At 39.2% G+C, this 16,453-nt stretch carries 17 protein-coding genes; 5 read left to right on the top strand and 12 right to left on the bottom strand.

What is annotated here, in order from left to right; all coding sequences use genetic code 11:
• Positions 1-82: 82 nt before the first annotated feature.
• Entirely contained in the window at positions 83-547 is a 465-nt protein-coding gene (gene trmL / locus ACRWSG_RS06170; RefSeq protein ID WP_054550977.1) for a tRNA (uridine(34)/cytosine(34)/5-carboxymethylaminomethyluridine(34)-2'-O)-methyltransferase TrmL, read from the bottom strand.
• 101 nt (positions 548-648) lie between these two features.
• Between trmL and ACRWSG_RS06165 the strand changes: the two genes are divergently transcribed.
• Positions 649-1,557: a cation diffusion facilitator family transporter gene (locus ACRWSG_RS06165; protein ID WP_138602166.1), complete on the top strand. Its 909-nt coding sequence runs from the start codon at positions 649-651 to the stop codon at positions 1,555-1,557.
• Here the strand turns inward: ACRWSG_RS06165 and ACRWSG_RS06160 are convergent.
• From ACRWSG_RS06160 to ACRWSG_RS06150, 3 genes are read right to left on the bottom strand one after another with little or no spacing between them, the layout of a single operon-like run.
• Positions 1,536-2,477, bottom strand: coding sequence for an alpha/beta fold hydrolase (locus tag ACRWSG_RS06160; protein ID WP_462165893.1), 942 nt, complete (start codon positions 2,475-2,477; stop codon positions 1,536-1,538). The two genes, ACRWSG_RS06165 and ACRWSG_RS06160, sit on opposite strands and share 22 nt — an antisense overlap.
• Positions 2,478-3,863 carry an ATP-binding protein gene (locus ACRWSG_RS06155; protein ID WP_462165892.1) on the bottom strand — a complete coding sequence of 462 codons (1,386 nt, stop codon included), beginning with the start codon at positions 3,861-3,863 and terminating at the stop codon, positions 2,478-2,480. It lies immediately after the preceding gene.
• Position 3,864: 1 nt separating this feature from the next.
• Complete coding sequence (locus ACRWSG_RS06150) at positions 3,865-4,554, bottom strand: response regulator (RefSeq protein ID WP_054550979.1); 690 nt, start codon at positions 4,552-4,554, stop codon at positions 3,865-3,867.
• Positions 4,555-4,725: 171 nt separating this feature from the next.
• Between ACRWSG_RS06150 and ACRWSG_RS06145 the strand changes: the two genes are divergently transcribed.
• Positions 4,726-5,253, top strand: a complete 528-nt coding sequence (locus tag ACRWSG_RS06145) for a Spy/CpxP family protein refolding chaperone (protein ID WP_462165891.1) — start codon at positions 4,726-4,728, stop codon at positions 5,251-5,253.
• 60 nt (positions 5,254-5,313) lie between these two features.
• Here ACRWSG_RS06145 and yacG read toward each other — a convergent pair whose 3' ends face one another.
• The 8 genes from yacG to nadC form a co-directional block, all read right to left on the bottom strand.
• Positions 5,314-5,547, bottom strand: a complete 234-nt coding sequence (yacG, locus tag ACRWSG_RS06140) for a DNA gyrase inhibitor YacG (protein ID WP_054550981.1) — start codon at positions 5,545-5,547, stop codon at positions 5,314-5,316.
• A 73-nt stretch (positions 5,548-5,620) separates the two neighbouring features.
• Complete coding sequence (gene pilB, locus ACRWSG_RS06135) at positions 5,621-7,297, bottom strand: type IV-A pilus assembly ATPase PilB (RefSeq protein ID WP_462165890.1); 1,677 nt, start codon at positions 7,295-7,297, stop codon at positions 5,621-5,623.
• 198 nt (positions 7,298-7,495) lie between these two features.
• The gene (gene coaE, locus ACRWSG_RS06130) at positions 7,496-8,092 is read right to left on the bottom strand and encodes a dephospho-CoA kinase (RefSeq protein ID WP_462165889.1); all 597 of its coding nucleotides are present in this window, start codon (positions 8,090-8,092) and stop codon (positions 7,496-7,498) included.
• A gap of 2 nt (positions 8,093-8,094) precedes the next feature.
• Positions 8,095-8,991 carry a prepilin peptidase gene (locus ACRWSG_RS06125; RefSeq protein WP_462165888.1) on the bottom strand — a complete coding sequence of 299 codons (897 nt, stop codon included), beginning with the start codon at positions 8,989-8,991 and terminating at the stop codon, positions 8,095-8,097.
• A 215-nt stretch (positions 8,992-9,206) separates the two neighbouring features.
• Complete coding sequence (locus ACRWSG_RS06120; protein ID WP_462165887.1) at positions 9,207-10,436, bottom strand: type II secretion system F family protein; 1,230 nt, start codon at positions 10,434-10,436, stop codon at positions 9,207-9,209.
• A 417-nt stretch (positions 10,437-10,853) separates the two neighbouring features.
• On the bottom strand, positions 10,854-11,681 hold the full coding sequence (locus ACRWSG_RS06115) for a hypothetical protein (RefSeq protein WP_462165885.1): 828 nt from the start codon (positions 11,679-11,681) through the stop codon (positions 10,854-10,856).
• Between the two features lie 118 nt (positions 11,682-11,799).
• The gene (locus tag ACRWSG_RS06110; protein ID WP_462165884.1) at positions 11,800-12,246 is read right to left on the bottom strand and encodes a pilin; all 447 of its coding nucleotides are present in this window, start codon (positions 12,244-12,246) and stop codon (positions 11,800-11,802) included.
• A 491-nt stretch (positions 12,247-12,737) separates the two neighbouring features.
• Positions 12,738-13,586, bottom strand: coding sequence for a carboxylating nicotinate-nucleotide diphosphorylase (nadC, locus tag ACRWSG_RS06105; protein ID WP_462165883.1), 849 nt, complete (start codon positions 13,584-13,586; stop codon positions 12,738-12,740).
• 188 nt (positions 13,587-13,774) lie between these two features.
• Between nadC and ampD the strand changes: the two genes are divergently transcribed.
• The 3 genes from ampD (at position 13,775) to pdhR (ending at position 16,418) form a co-directional block, all read left to right on the top strand.
• A complete protein-coding gene (gene ampD / locus ACRWSG_RS06100; protein WP_462165882.1) occupies positions 13,775-14,317 on the top strand; it encodes a 1,6-anhydro-N-acetylmuramyl-L-alanine amidase AmpD in 543 nt (180 codons plus the stop codon).
• A 21-nt stretch (positions 14,318-14,338) separates the two neighbouring features.
• A complete protein-coding gene (gene ampE / locus ACRWSG_RS06095; RefSeq protein WP_462165881.1) occupies positions 14,339-15,190 on the top strand; it encodes a beta-lactamase regulator AmpE in 852 nt (283 codons plus the stop codon).
• 478 nt (positions 15,191-15,668) lie between these two features.
• Positions 15,669-16,418: a pyruvate dehydrogenase complex transcriptional repressor PdhR gene (pdhR, locus tag ACRWSG_RS06090; protein ID WP_462165880.1), complete on the top strand. Its 750-nt coding sequence runs from the start codon at positions 15,669-15,671 to the stop codon at positions 16,416-16,418.
• Positions 16,419-16,453 lie beyond the last annotated feature (35 nt).

Genomic DNA, 16,453 nt, shown 5'->3' with positions numbered 1-16,453 from the left:
AAATCAGCCCTTTTAGATTAGTATATTAAAAAAGGTCGTGCTAAATAATTAGTGGATAATTTTAAATCACATTTTCAGTGCATTATTGACCGTTCACAAACCCTAATTGACGCCAAGATTCATAAACAAATACAGCCACTGAGTTAGATAAGTTCATGCTACGGCTGTCTTTTTGCATTGGAATGCGTACACGTTGTTCTTTCGGTAATGATTGAATGAGTTCATCAGGTAAGCCACGCGTTTCTGGCCCAAACACTAAACAATCGCCGGGTTGGTATTGCGCTTGATGATGAAATTGGCTGCCCTTTGTTGTGCAAGCATAGACTTTTTTTGGTTGGCACTTTTCAAGGTATGCTTCAAACGAGGCATGGCGCTGTACATGGCTAAACTCATGATAATCAAGGCCAGCTCGCTTTACACGTTTATCATCCCACTCAAAACCAAGTGGTTCAATTAGGTGTAACGCATAACCTGTGTTTGCGCATAAGCGAATGATATTACCCGTGTTTGGTGGAATTTCTGGTTGGTACAACACAATATCAAGCATGTGAATCTCATTTTAAAGGATTTGATCTGCTGCTGAGTATACACGAACTAGAAAGAAAAGATGATATACTCAATACAGTTACTCACTTAAGGTAAGTTGTTGTGCAGCATCGTAGTTACGAGTTTTGGGTTAAAACAGCGAGTCTAGTCACCATTGTTATGGTGAGTTTAATGATTGCTGCAAAAAGCTGGGCATGGCTTGCATCTGGCTCGGCATCAATGTTGGGTTCTTTAACTGATTCGTTAATGGATATCACCGCATCACTGATGAGTTTTTTAGTGCTTGGTTATGCACTGCGTCCTGCTGATGACGATCATCGCTTTGGTCACGGTAAAGCCGAAGCATTAGCAGGGCTTGCACAAGCCGCTTTTATAGCAGGTTCTGGTTGTTTTTTAGCGTTTCATGGCATTGAGCGCTTATTTAATCCTGTAACTTTAAAGCATTCTGATCTTGGTATTTGGGTCAGTATTTTCGCTATTGTTTGTACGCTCGTGGTGGTGTTTGTGCAAACTAAGGTGATCAACCACACTGAATCAATCGCCATTAAAGCAGACTCGATTCATTATAAAGGCGATTTAATCTTAAATTTGGCCGTACTACTGGCAATTGTGTTAGCTAAGTACGGTGTTGCTTATGCCGATCCATTATTTGCTATTGGTGTGGCTGTTTATTTACTTTATAACAGTTGGGACATTGCTCGTGACAGTGCTGATCATTTAATGGATAAAGAGCTGCCAGATGAAGAAAAAGCAGAGATACTCGCCATTGTGAATAGTCATCAAGACGTATTTGGCGCCCATGATATTCGCACCCGCCAAGGTGGTAAAATTAAGTTTATTCAGATGCATTTAGAGCTGGAAGACTCTTTATCATTATTAAGAGCACATCAAGTTGCTGATGAAGTAGAAGCGTTAATTCAAACGCATTTTGATTGCGAAATGGATATTTTAATGCACTTAGACCCACTTTCAGTAGTTAACAAAACACGTCAAAGTTCTGCACAAAATTGATAAAAATCACAGAGTACTGCTTGTCTGATCTCGTCGCGTTCACACAATAACTCGTGGCGAGCACCTGCGTAGCTTTTTAGTTGTGCTTGCTTTTGCCTATGGGTAAGTGCAAATTGCGCAGCGTTATCGACTACGGTATCTTGCTCTGCGCTGGCGATAAACAAAGGAATATCGACTTTTTTATCGACTAAAGAAGCAATAAAATCAAACGACGCATTAAGCCAACCATAGGTGACGCCACCTAGTTGTAAATCACCTTCTGCTGCATAAAGCTCTCTGAACAGTTTATATCGAATTTCACTACTGGTTAGTTCATTAGCTGCAAAGTCGACGGGTAAATAATCGCTTTGGCCAAATGCGTAACTGCGGCCAAGACCAAGTAAGGATGCAATTTTAGCAGCCAGTTTTGCTACAGGCTTTGGCGTGCCTTTAGTATAGATATCAAACATCGGCGCTGATAAAAAAGCACCCGCAAATTGATGTTGATAACGCGACAGGTAATCATAGGCAATGGCACTGCCCATAGAGTGGCCAAGCAAAACCTGCTTTCCTTGCCAGTGTTGTTGCACCACTTTTTCTATAAATACAGCAAAGTCATTTGCGTAATCAGTAAAACGGTTTACATAGCCTTTATGAGTATTTTTTAGATGACGATAAGAGCGGCCTTGCCCCTGGTGATCAACACTAAAAACCGCAAAACCATTTTGATATAGCTCCCAAAGCAACTCTTTGTACTTAACTAGAGATTCTATACGGCCAGTACTGATAACGATGGCCGTTTTTGCTTGCTGAGGAATAGCATAGCCGTAATAAAGCTTGCCATGAGCGGTGCTCAGAAAGTCTTGCTTTAATTGCTCAGAAAAAAACTGGTTAATATTAGGTAGGTTACTAACAAGACTTGCTTCGCTACTGTAAAACATTTACTCACTCTTAAATGGGAGACGGATGTTTACGCATAGTCCGCCATGTTCTTGGTTTTCAAGTGTTAGTGTACCATCATGTGCTGAGATAGCATTCTTTGCAATTGCAAGACCTAAGCCTGTGCCCCCAGTGTTTCTATCGCGAGCATGTTCTTGGCGAAAGAAGGGTTCACATAGCCTTGCAAGGTTCGCTTCATCAACCCCTTTACCATCATCACAAACAGTAATGTAAATAGCATCTGATTCAACTAAACCTATTGAGATTGAATGTTCTGCGTATTTAATGGCATTGCGAAGTACATTTTCAAGTGCGCTGGCAATTAAGGTTTCGTCACACTTCAAATCGGCCGTTAGTGAGCCATTTATAATAAGTTCTTTATTACTTTGCTTAGCTTCAAATTGAGCATCGTTAAGTACATGATCAACAATCACTTGTAAAGATTGTGTACTTAACGCTAGGGTTTGGCTTTTGGCCTCTAAGCGAGAAACTTGAAGGACATCGGCAATCATTTTATCGAGCTGATTAGCCTCTTTTTCAATACGCTCTAAATAAGCGTGTTGAGCGTCATCAGCTTGCATTTGTGCAAGCCCTGTGGCCATTTTTAAGCGCGTTAATGGTGAGCGTAGTTCATGGGAAATATCTGCTAGTAATCTTTTTTGCGCGCTAATAAGCTGCTCAAGTTGTACTGCCATGGTATTAAAGTCACGACCAAGTACACCTAACTCATCTTGACGAGTAGGGGATACATCGGCACGAGCTGTTAAATCGCCATGAGCTAGTTTTTTTGCGGTTTCTTTTAAACTATTAATGGGTGCAATTAAGTTGCGGCTAAAGAAGAAACTCAGCATCAAGGATGCAACTAACGCTATCAGTAGTTTAAGCCAAACTGGCATTAGCCATAGGCTGACAAAAAACGGTTTCTTGCGTTTTTCATCGATTTCATAAAGATAAAATTTACCTTCGGGTACATTTAAAGCTACCGGTCCATAAGCTTGGTATTCATCGGTAAAAATAATTTGCGGACGCATATATTTGGTAAAGTTCAGCAAGCTTAAATCAATGTCTTTGGATACAGGTTCGCTGAGCATTTCAACACCATGTACCTCACCATTTAAGTACAGTAATTTATGCTTTGATAAGCGCGGATGAGATAAAACCTCTTGAGTTGGTTTGCCGTGCTTAGCAACAATACGTTCAATACTTTTAGCAGTGTACTCTAGGTTCTTAAGCATGGGTCCACGCAGCTCATCGTTGCCGACATTGCTCGTTAATTGGCTTAAAAAAACCAATATTGTGATAGTCGCTATGACGGTAACCCAAAACCAGGCAAATATTTTTAAAAACAAATAATGGCGAGGATGCTTTAGCCAACTTGGAGTTTGCATATTATTCGCCTTGTATTAATACATAACCACTGCCACGCATGGTTTTGATCCGTTCATTACTAACGTGTTCTGCAATCTTTTTACGGATGTTGCTGACATGCATATCGATTGAACGGTCAAAAGGGGCAAGGCGTCTACCAAGGACTTGCTCACTTATTTGTTCTTTGCTGATCACTTCACCGGCATGTTGTACTAGCATGGCAAGGATCTCATACTCAGTGCCGGTTAGACTAAGTACATTGTCTTTAACAGAAGCTTCTCGCGTTGCAAAATTAACATTGATGCTGTTAACACTCAATGAGCTGGCCTGTTGGCTCGATAAGCTATTGATATGTTCGATGCGACGGGTAATTGCTTTAACGCGAGCTAGCAGTTCTCTGTGGTTAAATGGCTTAGGAATATAATCATCTGCGCCTAGCTCTAAACCAAAGATACGATCAAAGTCTTCGCCTTTCGCGGTTAGCATGATCACTGGAGTAAGCTTATGTTGTCTTAACTGCTTTAACACTTCAAAGCCATCCATAGATGGCAGCATCACATCAAGCAATATTAGCTCATAGTTATGCTTTATAGCTTGTTTTAGGCCTTCAGCGCCATCATGAACACACTCTACTGTAAAACCTTGTGCTGATAAGTACTCGCTGAGTAATTCGCACAATCCTGTATCGTCGTCGATCATTAATAGTTTCATTCTGACACCTAGCTATTTATTTCTTTAAGGTTATTTTACTCAGTAAATTGTGTAAAAGTGAATCTTTACACAACCTTTACACTGGTTTGCGTTCCTTTGCATTGAATTAGTTATAGTTAACCCATCAGTCGGAAACGACAACAGAGCACAACCCAATAAAAGGTAATGATTATGACTATTTCAAATAAGCTTTCTAAATTCGTTCTTGTTTGTGGTTTAGCAGCAGCGAGTGTCGGTGCTACTTCAGCAATGGCGAAAGGTGACTTTAACCGTGGGATGAATCCACAAGCACGTTTTTTACTTTCTGAGCGTGGTATTGATAAATTACAACTTACAGAAGATCAGCAAACGCAACTTAAAGCGATTTTTGCCGAGCAGAAAACACAATTTGCAGCACTGCGTGGTGATAAAGATGCAATGAAAGCCGCTCGTACTGCGCACAAAGAGAAAATGGATGCGTTATTAGCAGCTAAAACATTTGATGAAAATGCCGCATTAGAACTAATTAATGCGCGTCAAGAAAAAGGCCAGCAGTTTGCAATGCTAAAAATGAAATCTGATCATGCCATTTGGCAGGTTTTAAATGCTGAACAGCGCGAAAGCTATCAAGAGATTAAAAAGCACCTGCGTAAAAAAGGTCACAAAAAGGGTCACCATGGTTCACGCGGAGAGCGCAAAGGTGAGCGTTCTGAAGGTTAATACCAAATTACTATTGATATAAAAAATGCGGCAAATGCCGCATTTTTTGTATTTGACGCTTTATTCTTTAAAGAATGAATCATCGTTTTTAGCTAGCATCGCTTCGATATCTTCAATCATATCTTGGCTCAAATCATTAGCATTGCTAATTGGGCTAGAAATTTTATTGTTCTCAAACGACCACTCACCTAAATCTATTAGCTGGCAGCGTTTTGAACAAAATGGACGATGTGGGCTTTGTTCTGACCATTCTACTTTGGCTTTGCATGTTGGGCAGTCTACAACTGTTGGCATGATATCACTCTTAATTAAGCTCTTTCGTCAGATCTTACTGAACAGTTAGTTGAGAATCCAGTAACGAATTTGTTTAGAAACTCGTTACTCGGTTTATTTCAGCCAGAGAGGTAACACCATCGGCGGCTTTTTTTAGGCCTGATAAACGTAGATCATTAAAGCCTGAGCGAAGAGATACTTCAGCGATTTCGAGTGAGTTACCACCACGCATAATAATTTGCGCTATTTCAGGGGTAATTTGCATTACCTCGTAAATACCAACTCGACCTTTATACCCTTCAGTACAGCTGTCACAGCCTTTTGGTGCGAATAGCTGAACTTCATTGAGTTTGTCTTTATCAAAACCTTGGCGAATCAATTCTTCATCAGGCAGTTTTTCTGGTGTTTTACACTTAGGGCAAAGTCGTCTTGCTAGACGCTGCGCAATAATAAGACTGATTGAACTTGCGACGTTATAAGCAGGAACACCCATATTTAAAAGACGAGTAAGAGTTTCTGGTGCTGAGTTGGTATGCAGAGTTGATAATACCAAGTGACCTGTTTGCGCCGCTTTTATTGCAATTTCAGCGGTTTCAAGGTCACGGATCTCACCAACCATTACGACATCGGGATCTTGTCGTAAGAAGGCCTTCAATGCATTAGCAAAGGTCATGTCTGCCTTTGGATTAATTTGTACTTGGTTAATCCCTTCAAGGTTGATTTCTACTGGATCCTCGGCAGTACTGATATTACGCTCTGGCTGGTTAAGAATATTCAAACCAGTATAAAGTGATACGGTTTTACCAGAACCTGTTGGGCCGGTTACTAAGATCATGCCCTGTGGTTGCTCAAGTGCATCCATGTAGAGTTTTTTCTGCTCTGGTTCATAACCAAGTACATCGATACCTAGCATAGCACTTGATGAGTCGAGAATACGCATTACGATTTTCTCGCCCCAAAGAGTAGGCAAGGTACTGACACGGAAGTCGATACTTTTACGTTCAGTGATTTTAAGCTTAATACGGCCGTCTTGAGGTTTACGTTTTTCTGCTATGTCTAGTCGTGACATAACCTTGATACGTGCAGATAAACGGCTCGCTAAGCTATTTGGTGGACTTGCCATTTCATGCAAAATACCATCGATACGAAAACGCACACGGTAGCGGTGTTCATAAGGTTCAAAGTGTAGATCTGATGCACCTTTTTTAATCGCATCCATCAATATTTTATTGATGTAAACGATAATAGGGGCATCGTCTTTATCTTCATCTTTGCTAGCTAAGTCGCGAGGGGCTTCTGTTTCAAGCTCACCAAGTTCTTTAAACTCATCTTCACTTAAATGTAAGCCACCTGCGGCATCAAGTAATTGCTCAATTTTATTTTCAAGTTGCGTGTAATCAACAACGACCACTTCGCATGAAAGGCCAGTACTAAATTCAAAGTTTTCAAAGGCACCGTAGTCGGTTGGATCTGAGGCGGCAATGTAGAGCTTACGGCCTTTTTTAACGAGAGGTAGAATGTGGTGCTCACGAATTAGCTTTTCTTTTATTAGCTCCTCGCTAATATTTGCTACATCGAAATCTTTTATATCAAAATATGGTACACGAAAAAGGTCAGTGCATTGCTCTGCGAGCTCATGTCCAGCCATTCCACATGTTTTGGAAATAAGCTCTGCAGTAGAGCTGTATTCGCGCTGCTTTGATTTTACGGTCTCTGCATCAATGCGACCGAGTGTAATAAATTTTCGAAGTAGCGGTGAGTTAATATTCATTGAACACCTAGTTTGATCCTTTATTTGCCACAATCTAACAGAAAAAGTAAATCGGTTACATCAGTCTTGTCTGATTTTGGAAAAATTGCAAAATAAATTAACTATAAACTCAAATGTTTAGCTAGTTAAGTGGTACTTTGGTATTGGTTTTTTGTGACTGTTCTTTTACAAAAATAAGTATTTAAATCAATAATATCGTTAAATTAAAGTTAGGTATTTCTCGTGCAGTTTTTGTATATCAACTTTTACCTCTGAAAGTAGACGGTTGTTATCTAATGTATCTGTCGCTTTTTGTTGCTTATCTGCTCTGGACATTTGTGAAGCGATGATTTGCTTAGCTAATTCAACAGAGATCTTGTCTCGAGTTGTGGTTCTCGTTATTTGCACTTCAACAGGAACATCTACCAATAGAGTATGATCACAGAATTGATCTAAGCCATTTTCAAAAAGTAGAGGCGCAACTAATATTACATACTGGCTGGTGGCTTGCTTTAATTGCTTGAGGATTGATTCTCTAATAAGCGGGTGCAATAAGTTATTAAGCCATTGCTTTTGTGATTCATCAGCAAAAATAATTGCTCTTAGTTTTGCGCGATCAAGGCTGCCATCAGAAGTGAGTATTTCATCGCCAAAGTGTTTAGTAATTTTTTCAAGGCCAGTTGAACCTGGCTCAACGACCTCTCTAGCCACGATATCGGCATCAACCACCTGAATGCCAAGCTCTTCAAACATGGCACTTATTGCACTTTTCCCTGAGCCGATACCACCCGTTAACCCTAAAATCCAGCTTGCCATAATCAGTAACCCAAATAATTAAAGTAATAAGCTTGAATTTGCTCACCCCAAAGCAAGGTTAGCCAACCGGCAATTGCAAGGTAGGGCCCAAATGGGATTGGCGTGGTTTTATCTTTACATTGAATAATTATTTGCGCAATGCCGATAATGGCACCAACGACACTTGATAACAGCACTATGGTTAAAATATCTTGCCAACCTAATAGCGCACCAAACACGGCTAACAGTTTAAAGTCGCCATAACCCATACCCTCTTTACCTGTAGCAAGCTTGAATAACCAATAGACACTCCATAAGCTCAGGTAGCCAACTGCTGCGCCGATAATGGCATCGCTTGGTGCAATAGTAATATCCATAGTGGCAGCAATCAGCGCTAACCAAACGAGTGGTAGGGTGAGCTGGTCGGGCAATAACATGTGATCTACATCGATAAAAGTTAATGCAACTAAAAACCAAGTAATCAATATATAAAGAAGAGCAAGCGTTGTTGGGCCAAACACAGCAGCAACAATTAAACTTAAAACCGCTGTAAGCATTTCCACAATAGGGTAGCGCACAGAAATAGGTGTTTGACAATTAGCACAGCGACCTTTTAATAATAGCCAACTTAGCACAGGGATATTTTGCCAAGCTTTGATCGGTGCTTTGCATTTTGGGCAGGTTGAATTAGGTTTTACTAAATTAAAGGGGGTTTGTTCAGTTTGCTGTTTTGAATTTAGCTCGTCGGCCAATACAATACGGCATTCAGTTTGCCATTCTCTTTTCATCATCAGTGGCAAACGATAAATCACCACATTTAAAAAGCTACCAATACACAGGCTTACTAAGCCCACAGTCAAAAAATAAAACCACTGCTGGCTTTGCATCGCAGTGGTTATATCAAGAAAAAAATTTTCCATTAAAATACCTAGTTTTTTATTCTTAGAGCAAATAATCTGACAGTTTATGAGGCAATATAGTTGCAGCTACTTATTGCAAATCAATTCACTAATTGTCGCGGGGTAAACCCGCTGCTACATGCACAAGTTAAAAATTTTAGTTGGAACTGTTTTTATTATTTATTTTGTGTAGCAAGTTATCAACTAGCGTTTTGAGTTTTTACTTACAGCTGTGTTTAAATCACCGACCCTAACTGGAAGATAGGTAAGTACATAGCAACAATTAAACCACCAACCAGCACACCTAGTACAGCCATGATCAGTGGCTCAAGTAAGCTTGATAAACCATCCACGGCATCATCAACTTCTTGCTCATAAATTGTGGCTACTTTGGCAAGCATACCGTCAAGTGAACCCGACTCTTCACCAATAGCCACCATTTGGATCACCATATCGGGGAATATTTTAGAGTTGCGCATTGCCCAGTTCATTAAATTACCTGAGCTCACTTCTGCTTTAATTTCTAAAATAGCATAGCGGTAAACCGCATTACCAGAAGCGCCTGCAGCAGAATCAAGAGCATCAACCAGTGGCACACCAGCCGCAAAGGTTGTTGATAAAGTACGAGCGTAACGAGCAACGGCTGCTTTATTTAAAATCATACCAATAATAGGTAGCTTTAATATGGCTCTGTCATTAGCATCCCTGAGTTTTTTACTTTTTAATAGTGCTTCTTTATAAGCAAAACCAGTGGCGATAATAGCAATAAGCATCACCCACCAATACTCCTGCATAAACTCAGAAATGCCAATCACCATTAAAGTAAATGCGGGAAGTTCGGCACCAAAGCCATTAAAGATATCTTGAAATTGCGGTACTACGAATATTAAAAGTATAGAAGTTACAATGACAGCAACAACCAAAACTGCAATCGGATAAAACATGGCCTTTTTAATCTTTGATTTTAATGCTTCGGCTTTTTCTTTATAAAGCGCAACACGGTCAAAAATTTTATCAAGGGCACCCGACTGTTCACCAGACGCAACCAGGTCGCAATATAAATCATCAAAATAGCGCGGATGTTTACGGAGCGCTTGAGAAAGTGGCACACCCGCTTTGACTTCATCACCAATTTCTTCCATAAGTTTGGTAAGACTTTTGTTTTTAGTCCCTGTCCCTATCATTTCTATAGTTTGTATAAGAGGCACACCTGCCATCAGCATAGTGGCAATCTGTCGTGTAATTAAGGCGATATCTTTTGGCGTAATTTTTTGTACAGATTTAATGCCAAATAACGGTTTTGGTTTACGTTTTACCTTAGAAGGAGTAATCCCTTGTTTTCGGAGTTGGGCTTTTACGAGGGCAATGCTTTGACCAGAAAGTTCACCTTCAAGTTTTTTACCTCGAGAGTTGACACCTATCCATTGAAAGGTATCTAAGCTTTGATTGTTTTCTTTCTTCGTCATATTTTACCTATAAAATATTTTTACAATATTTGATCGAAATATTGCCGTTTGACCAAAAGTCAGGTCCGCTGGGTTTTGAGCTAGTACAATTATAACTAAAGTAGGCTAGTAATAAGTATGTTACAATAACGATTGATAAGTAAACTGATTCTTTTTGGCTTATAATTACAGGTTGCCTATTTTCACGTGAGGATTTCAGGCCAAGTGTTAAGCCGATTAATATAAGAAATAATGTTTGAGTCATAGGAGTTACAATCACCCCACTGAAAAAGGAGTATATAATCAGGCTCAAAAGTGATAGTAAGCAAGTGGATATAGCAGAAATAGGATTGCTTTTTTCTAAACCAGATAGGGATTTCCTCGTAAACCTATAGAGTGTAAGTACAATTATGGTTAAAGATAAAAAACCGAGTTCATTTAACATTTGTAGAATGCTGTTGTGAGGGTGACTAGCAGTATGTACCTCTGATGTATATGAACCAGGTCATTACCTAATAGAAAACTACCTAATGACATATTGCTAAGAGTTTCTGCCCATAATTCTAGCCTTCCACTAGAACCCGATCTTAATATATTATCATTTGCATCATATGTAATAATATATAACAAATAAAAAATTATTGCTGAAGCTGATGCATAAGTGATTTTTCTCATTAATAATTTTGGTATTAATTGTAACCTTAAAAATAATAAAATTGATAATGAAATTGATAATAAAGCCCCCCTAGCTCCAGAGTAAAAAAGTAGAAAAAGGTTAACTATAAGCATTAAAAAGGCAAGGTGACATAGCTCTTTTTTAGATAAGTAATAAATTGTTACAGGAATGAAAAGTAATTGAACTTGATTATAAAAGCGGATGTTATCAAAAGAAGTAACAACCCCAGCCACTGAAGGAGTTGCACCAGATATTAAAAAGAAAGCGAAGTTCATTAAGGATAGGAAGCAAATAAAAGAACTAGTAAAAAATATTATAAATAGGAATTTGTTAACATTACTTTTTATAGTGTACCCCACACCGATTAAACTTAGTAGCATTATCATATGGAGTAAATTCAAGCTAGACTGAAGAGGGAACCTACTAAAAAAAGCAGAAATTAATGCAGATAAAAAAATAAACCAAATCGCAAACTTATTCGTACTTTCTAAATTTAGAAAAAGAAGTAAATAAGGGGAGAGGGCTGCTAAAAGCAAAACCTGCAAAACTCTTTTCTTGTTGTAAAGTCCGAAGAGGGTCTCATCGAGCACTGGTAACACAGATAGAAATAGAAAAATTGAGAGTAGGGTTAATAATTTATTGTATTCTCTCATAGTCAATTAGATAGAAGCCCTAAAGTAAAAGAGCTTCTATCTTACTTAGCTTTTATTAGCTTCCATTTCTACAATTTTGTGGGACAAATTTATTGAGAGATGATGCACTAACTTTACATGTCCAAGTAATAGCATTGTCGTCATAGTCAGGAGTAAATGCCAAACTACCACTGTCTAAATCAGTGTTTGTTCCCTTAATGGCAACTTCAATTGCACCATTTTCTCCTACAGTCACAGATTCTACATAAGTGGAAGTAATATCAGTGCTTGTAGCCAAACCAACCGCTGAATTAGAAGCGCAGCTTGTTAGTGAACCATTTGAAATAGCGCATTCACTAACAGCTGTTTTTGCTGAGCTACCAAAAGCTATAACTTCACTGACTTTTGCACGTGTAGTGTAATCTTGATATGCAGGCAGTGCTACTGCTGCCAAAATACCGATGATTGCAACTACAATCATTAATTCAATTAGGGTGAAACCCTGTTGCTTTTGTTGTGTCATTTTGTTCCTCTCCTAAAGGATATGAATTGGTGTAAGTTTAGCTGTGACTCCAGCGCTGTAAACCAAGGCTCAAATTACAGGATAAATCTTACAGTTTTAATTAAAACGTCTTTAAATAAAGCTTGTTTTATAACAAAAAATTCTTAGAACTTCCCTTGTTCTGAAAACATAAACTAACTTTAGCATTATTCAATGATTTTGAAAGCTATTTTCCTGTAAGCTAGAGAGTTTTTCAGAACTTTCCTACTTTTGTTTGAGACAGGTCAAGCTAATCAAAATGTTGCACTGTTTGGTATGGCATCTTTGCTGATACTATTAGCGAGTGTAATTAAGGTATGTATAAGAACAAAGGATGCAAGCATACAAAAGAGTGATAAATGCCTATTAAATGTTTGTTTTTTGTTACTGGAATAGGCTTTGTACGTATTTAATGCTTTTTTTATTTCTTTGTCAACGGATTAGGTAAGCATTAAATACGTGGCTAGCTATTTTTAAGCACTAAAACGCATTGAAAGGTCGATTGATTGTAAATTTTTTGTAAGTGCGCCACTTGAAATAAAGTCAACGCCAGCCTGCGAATAGGCTTTTAAGGTTTCGAGTGTCATGTTGCCAGATACTTCGAGCTTTGCTCGCTTGTCTGTCAGCACGACTGCTTGTTGAATTTGTTCGACTGTAAAGTTATCAAGCATGATGATATCAGCACCTGCTGTGATTGCTTGCTCAAGCTCATCAAGTGACTCCACCTCAACCTCAACTGGTTTTGTAGGGTGATTGATTTTTGCTTGAGCGACGGCTTTATCAATGCCACCACAGGCAGCGATGTGGTTTTCTTTAATTAAGAACGCATCAAAAAGGTCGATGCGATGATTCGCACCGCCACCACATTTTACAGCGTATTTTTGTAGCGCACGTAAGCCAGGAATTGTTTTACGTGTGTCGAGTAACTGCGTAGTCGTGCCCTCAAGCTCTTTTACGTAATGAGCAGTTGTTGTTGCTGTACCTGAGAGTGTTTGTACAAAGTTAAGGGCTGTGCGCTCTGCAGTTAAAATTGCGCGAGCTGAGCCTGATGCTGTAAAAAGTGTGCTATTTGCAGCTACTTTGTCGCCGTCATTTACAAGTACTTCAACGTTTACTGTAGGATCGACTTGGTTAAAAACTTCTAAAATAATGTCTTTACCACAAAATACGCAGTCTTCACGGGTAATTACCTTAGCATTGGCTAGCTCGTTTTCTGGAATTAGTTGCGCGGTAATATCACCGTCATTTGCGCTTTGGTAATTTAAATCTTCATCAAGGGCAAGTTTTACCAGTTGGCTAATTAATGTGTGTGGGACTGACATGTCGAAAGCTCATTGTTTATTAATAAATTGGCGAAATTTTACTATGTTTAACCCCTCAATAGAAGACAAAGATTGGCTACAGTAAAGTATTCCCCACTGTTACTTTAAGTGATTGAATCAAAGCAACTAGACCCTGAGATTTTAACCCTTTACACTATTTAACTTTATTGTCATCGTTAGTTTTTAATATGCATATAAATGAATTGGGTCAATTAAACAATGTGTTACAAAGGCCCTGTACACATTACGATGAACGCCCAGAAGGCGAGGTATCATTACTTGTTATTCATAATATTTCATTGCCAGCAGGGCAGTTCGCAACGCCTTATGTTGATGATTTGTTCATGGGAACAATTGATTGTACGGCGCATGAAAGCTTTGCTGATTTAAAAGGCTTAAGAGTGTCTGCACATTGCTTTATTCGTCGTACCGGTGAAGTTATTCAGTACGTGCCTTTTGAGAAACGAGCTTGGCACGCCGGTATCTCAACGTTTGAAGGTAGAGAGCGCTGTAATGATTTTAGCGTGGGCATTGAGCTTGAAGGTACAGACACCAAAGCGTATACCCAAGCCCAATATAATGCATTACACTTAGTGACTAAGGTGTTGATGGCAAAGTACCCTGAGATAAACAGTTCGCGCATTGTTGGCCATTGTGATATTGCACCAGGCCGAAAAACTGACCCAGGTGCGAGTTTTGATTGGCAATACTATTTTGATTTAGTGTTTTAGTTAAAGGATATAGGTAAAGGCATGATCTTAATTTCAATAATTATTGCTTTGGTGATTGAGCGTTTAGGAGCTCGAGCAGATTATTGGCAAATCGGTTTTTATGCCAATAGATATCTTAAACACTCGCAAAAACAACTCTCAGAAAAAGGCTTATTTAATTCGCCAATTGGCTTTTTGATTTGGTTAATGTTGCCTGTCGTTGCCGCAGGTTTAGTCTATCAACTCTCTGATTTTATTATTTGGCAGCTGTCAGTGAATGTTGCTGTGCTGCTGGTTTGTTTTGGCTGTGCTAAACAACGTGCTTTATATAAGTCTTACTTAAATGCGTTAACCCGCAACGACCAAGAAGCGGCTACCTTATATGCATTACAAATGGGTCAAAAGAAAACAGAAGATGATCCTCAAGGTGAGACTTTTGGCCAAACTCTAGCTTGGCTAAATTTTCGCTTTTACTGTGCAGTTATTTTTTGGTTTGTGGTTTTAGGTGTGCCTGGCGCAGTTCTTTATGCGCTAGTTCGAACTTTTGCTGATAAAGTCAGAGACGACCATAAAGTGGCGTACGCTAAGCGTTTTAAACTGATCCATAGCTTATTGTTCTGGCTTGATTGGTTACCTGCACGAGTTGCAAGCTTTGGTTATTTAGTGATTGGTAACTTTAATAAAGGTACCAGTTGTTGGCTCAAATATGTGCTCGACTTTTCAGTGAGTAACCGCAAAGTTGTTACGCAAACCGCACTTGCCGCTGAGCAAATTGAGCAGCAACATTTTGGCTGTACTTATGAAGCCACTTGCATGATGAAGCTTGTAAAACGAAATGTATTGTTCTTTTTAGTGATCATCGCAGCGCTTACCTTATTTGGTGGTTTGGCGTAGTGTGTAAAGTTAGCGAGTTGAAAGAGTAAAGCTTGTTGTATAACTTTATTCATTAATTGCTCTACTAATGCACTTCGATTGAGTTCTGATTTTTTCAGCACTGAAGTGCATCCTACTTCGAGTATTTTTCAGTACTCAATTCAACGACGCGGGGTAACCCCGCTGCTACAAAGCTACTCAATTCAACTAACATCTAAAACCTGACCTCTAAAAGCTTTTGCCGCCCAATCTGGTCTGACCATTTATTTTTTATTGTTTTTTCCTTCAGAAAAAGCCACTTTAATCCATACTGTTTAATCTTTAGGCTAATTACGTTAGGGTGTAACTAGGCGCTGAACGTAGTGAAATTGACAGAAATACGGGTTTTTGATAACGTATGCGACAAATTTGGTATGACCAATTTACCTTTTTGGTCAAAGCACAAGGCTAAATACCCGATATTTATGGGGTTAGCGCATAACAATGCGGACGTTAATAAATGTCTTTAAAGATTAAAGCAGCAAAATTATCTGATGTAATTTTACAACAACTTGAGAATATGATTCTTGAGGGGTCGTTAGCGCCAGGCGAAAAGCTGCCTCCTGAACGTGAATTAGCGAAACAATTTGAAGTATCGCGACCTTCACTGCGTGAGGCGATTCAAAAGCTAGAAGCCAAGGGGTTAGTAACGCGTCGCCAAGGGGGCGGAACGTTCGTAAAAAATCAGCTTGAAGAGGGGCTCACTGATCCGCTTTTTGATTTGATTAGTAAGCATCCAGAGTCACAATTTGATTTACTCGAATTTCGTCATGCCCTTGAAGGAATTGCAGCATATTATGCAGCTATGCGTGGCACGATGAATGACTTCAAAAAAGTAAAACAAAGCTTTGACAACATTGCGCTCGTTAATGACGACATTGTGCAAAAAGCAAAAGCAATAAATGCATTTCATTTTAGTGTGGCAGAAGCGTCCCATAATGTTGTACTGCTACATTTAGTTCGTGGTATGCAGGCCTTGCTAGAGCAAAATGTATTACAGAATTTAACTGTACTGTTAAAAAAACCACAGATCAGCCAGCAGCTCGCAGAACATAGACGACTGTTGATGGATGCGGTTATTGAAGGAAACCCAGAGCAAGCACGTCTTGCTAGTAATGCTCACTTAGCCTTTATCGAAGAAGCCTTACTTGAGGCTGGCAAAGAGCATTCGCGGATTGAACGTAGTTTAAGACGCACCAAACAACATTAAGCAAGTGATTAGCTAAGTTTAGTTAACTACTTAAT

Source organism: Pseudoalteromonas sp. GB43, assembly GCF_054923805.1.
The sequence above is the reverse complement of the archived record's forward strand: the minus strand, read 5'-3'. Positions and strand labels throughout refer to the sequence as shown.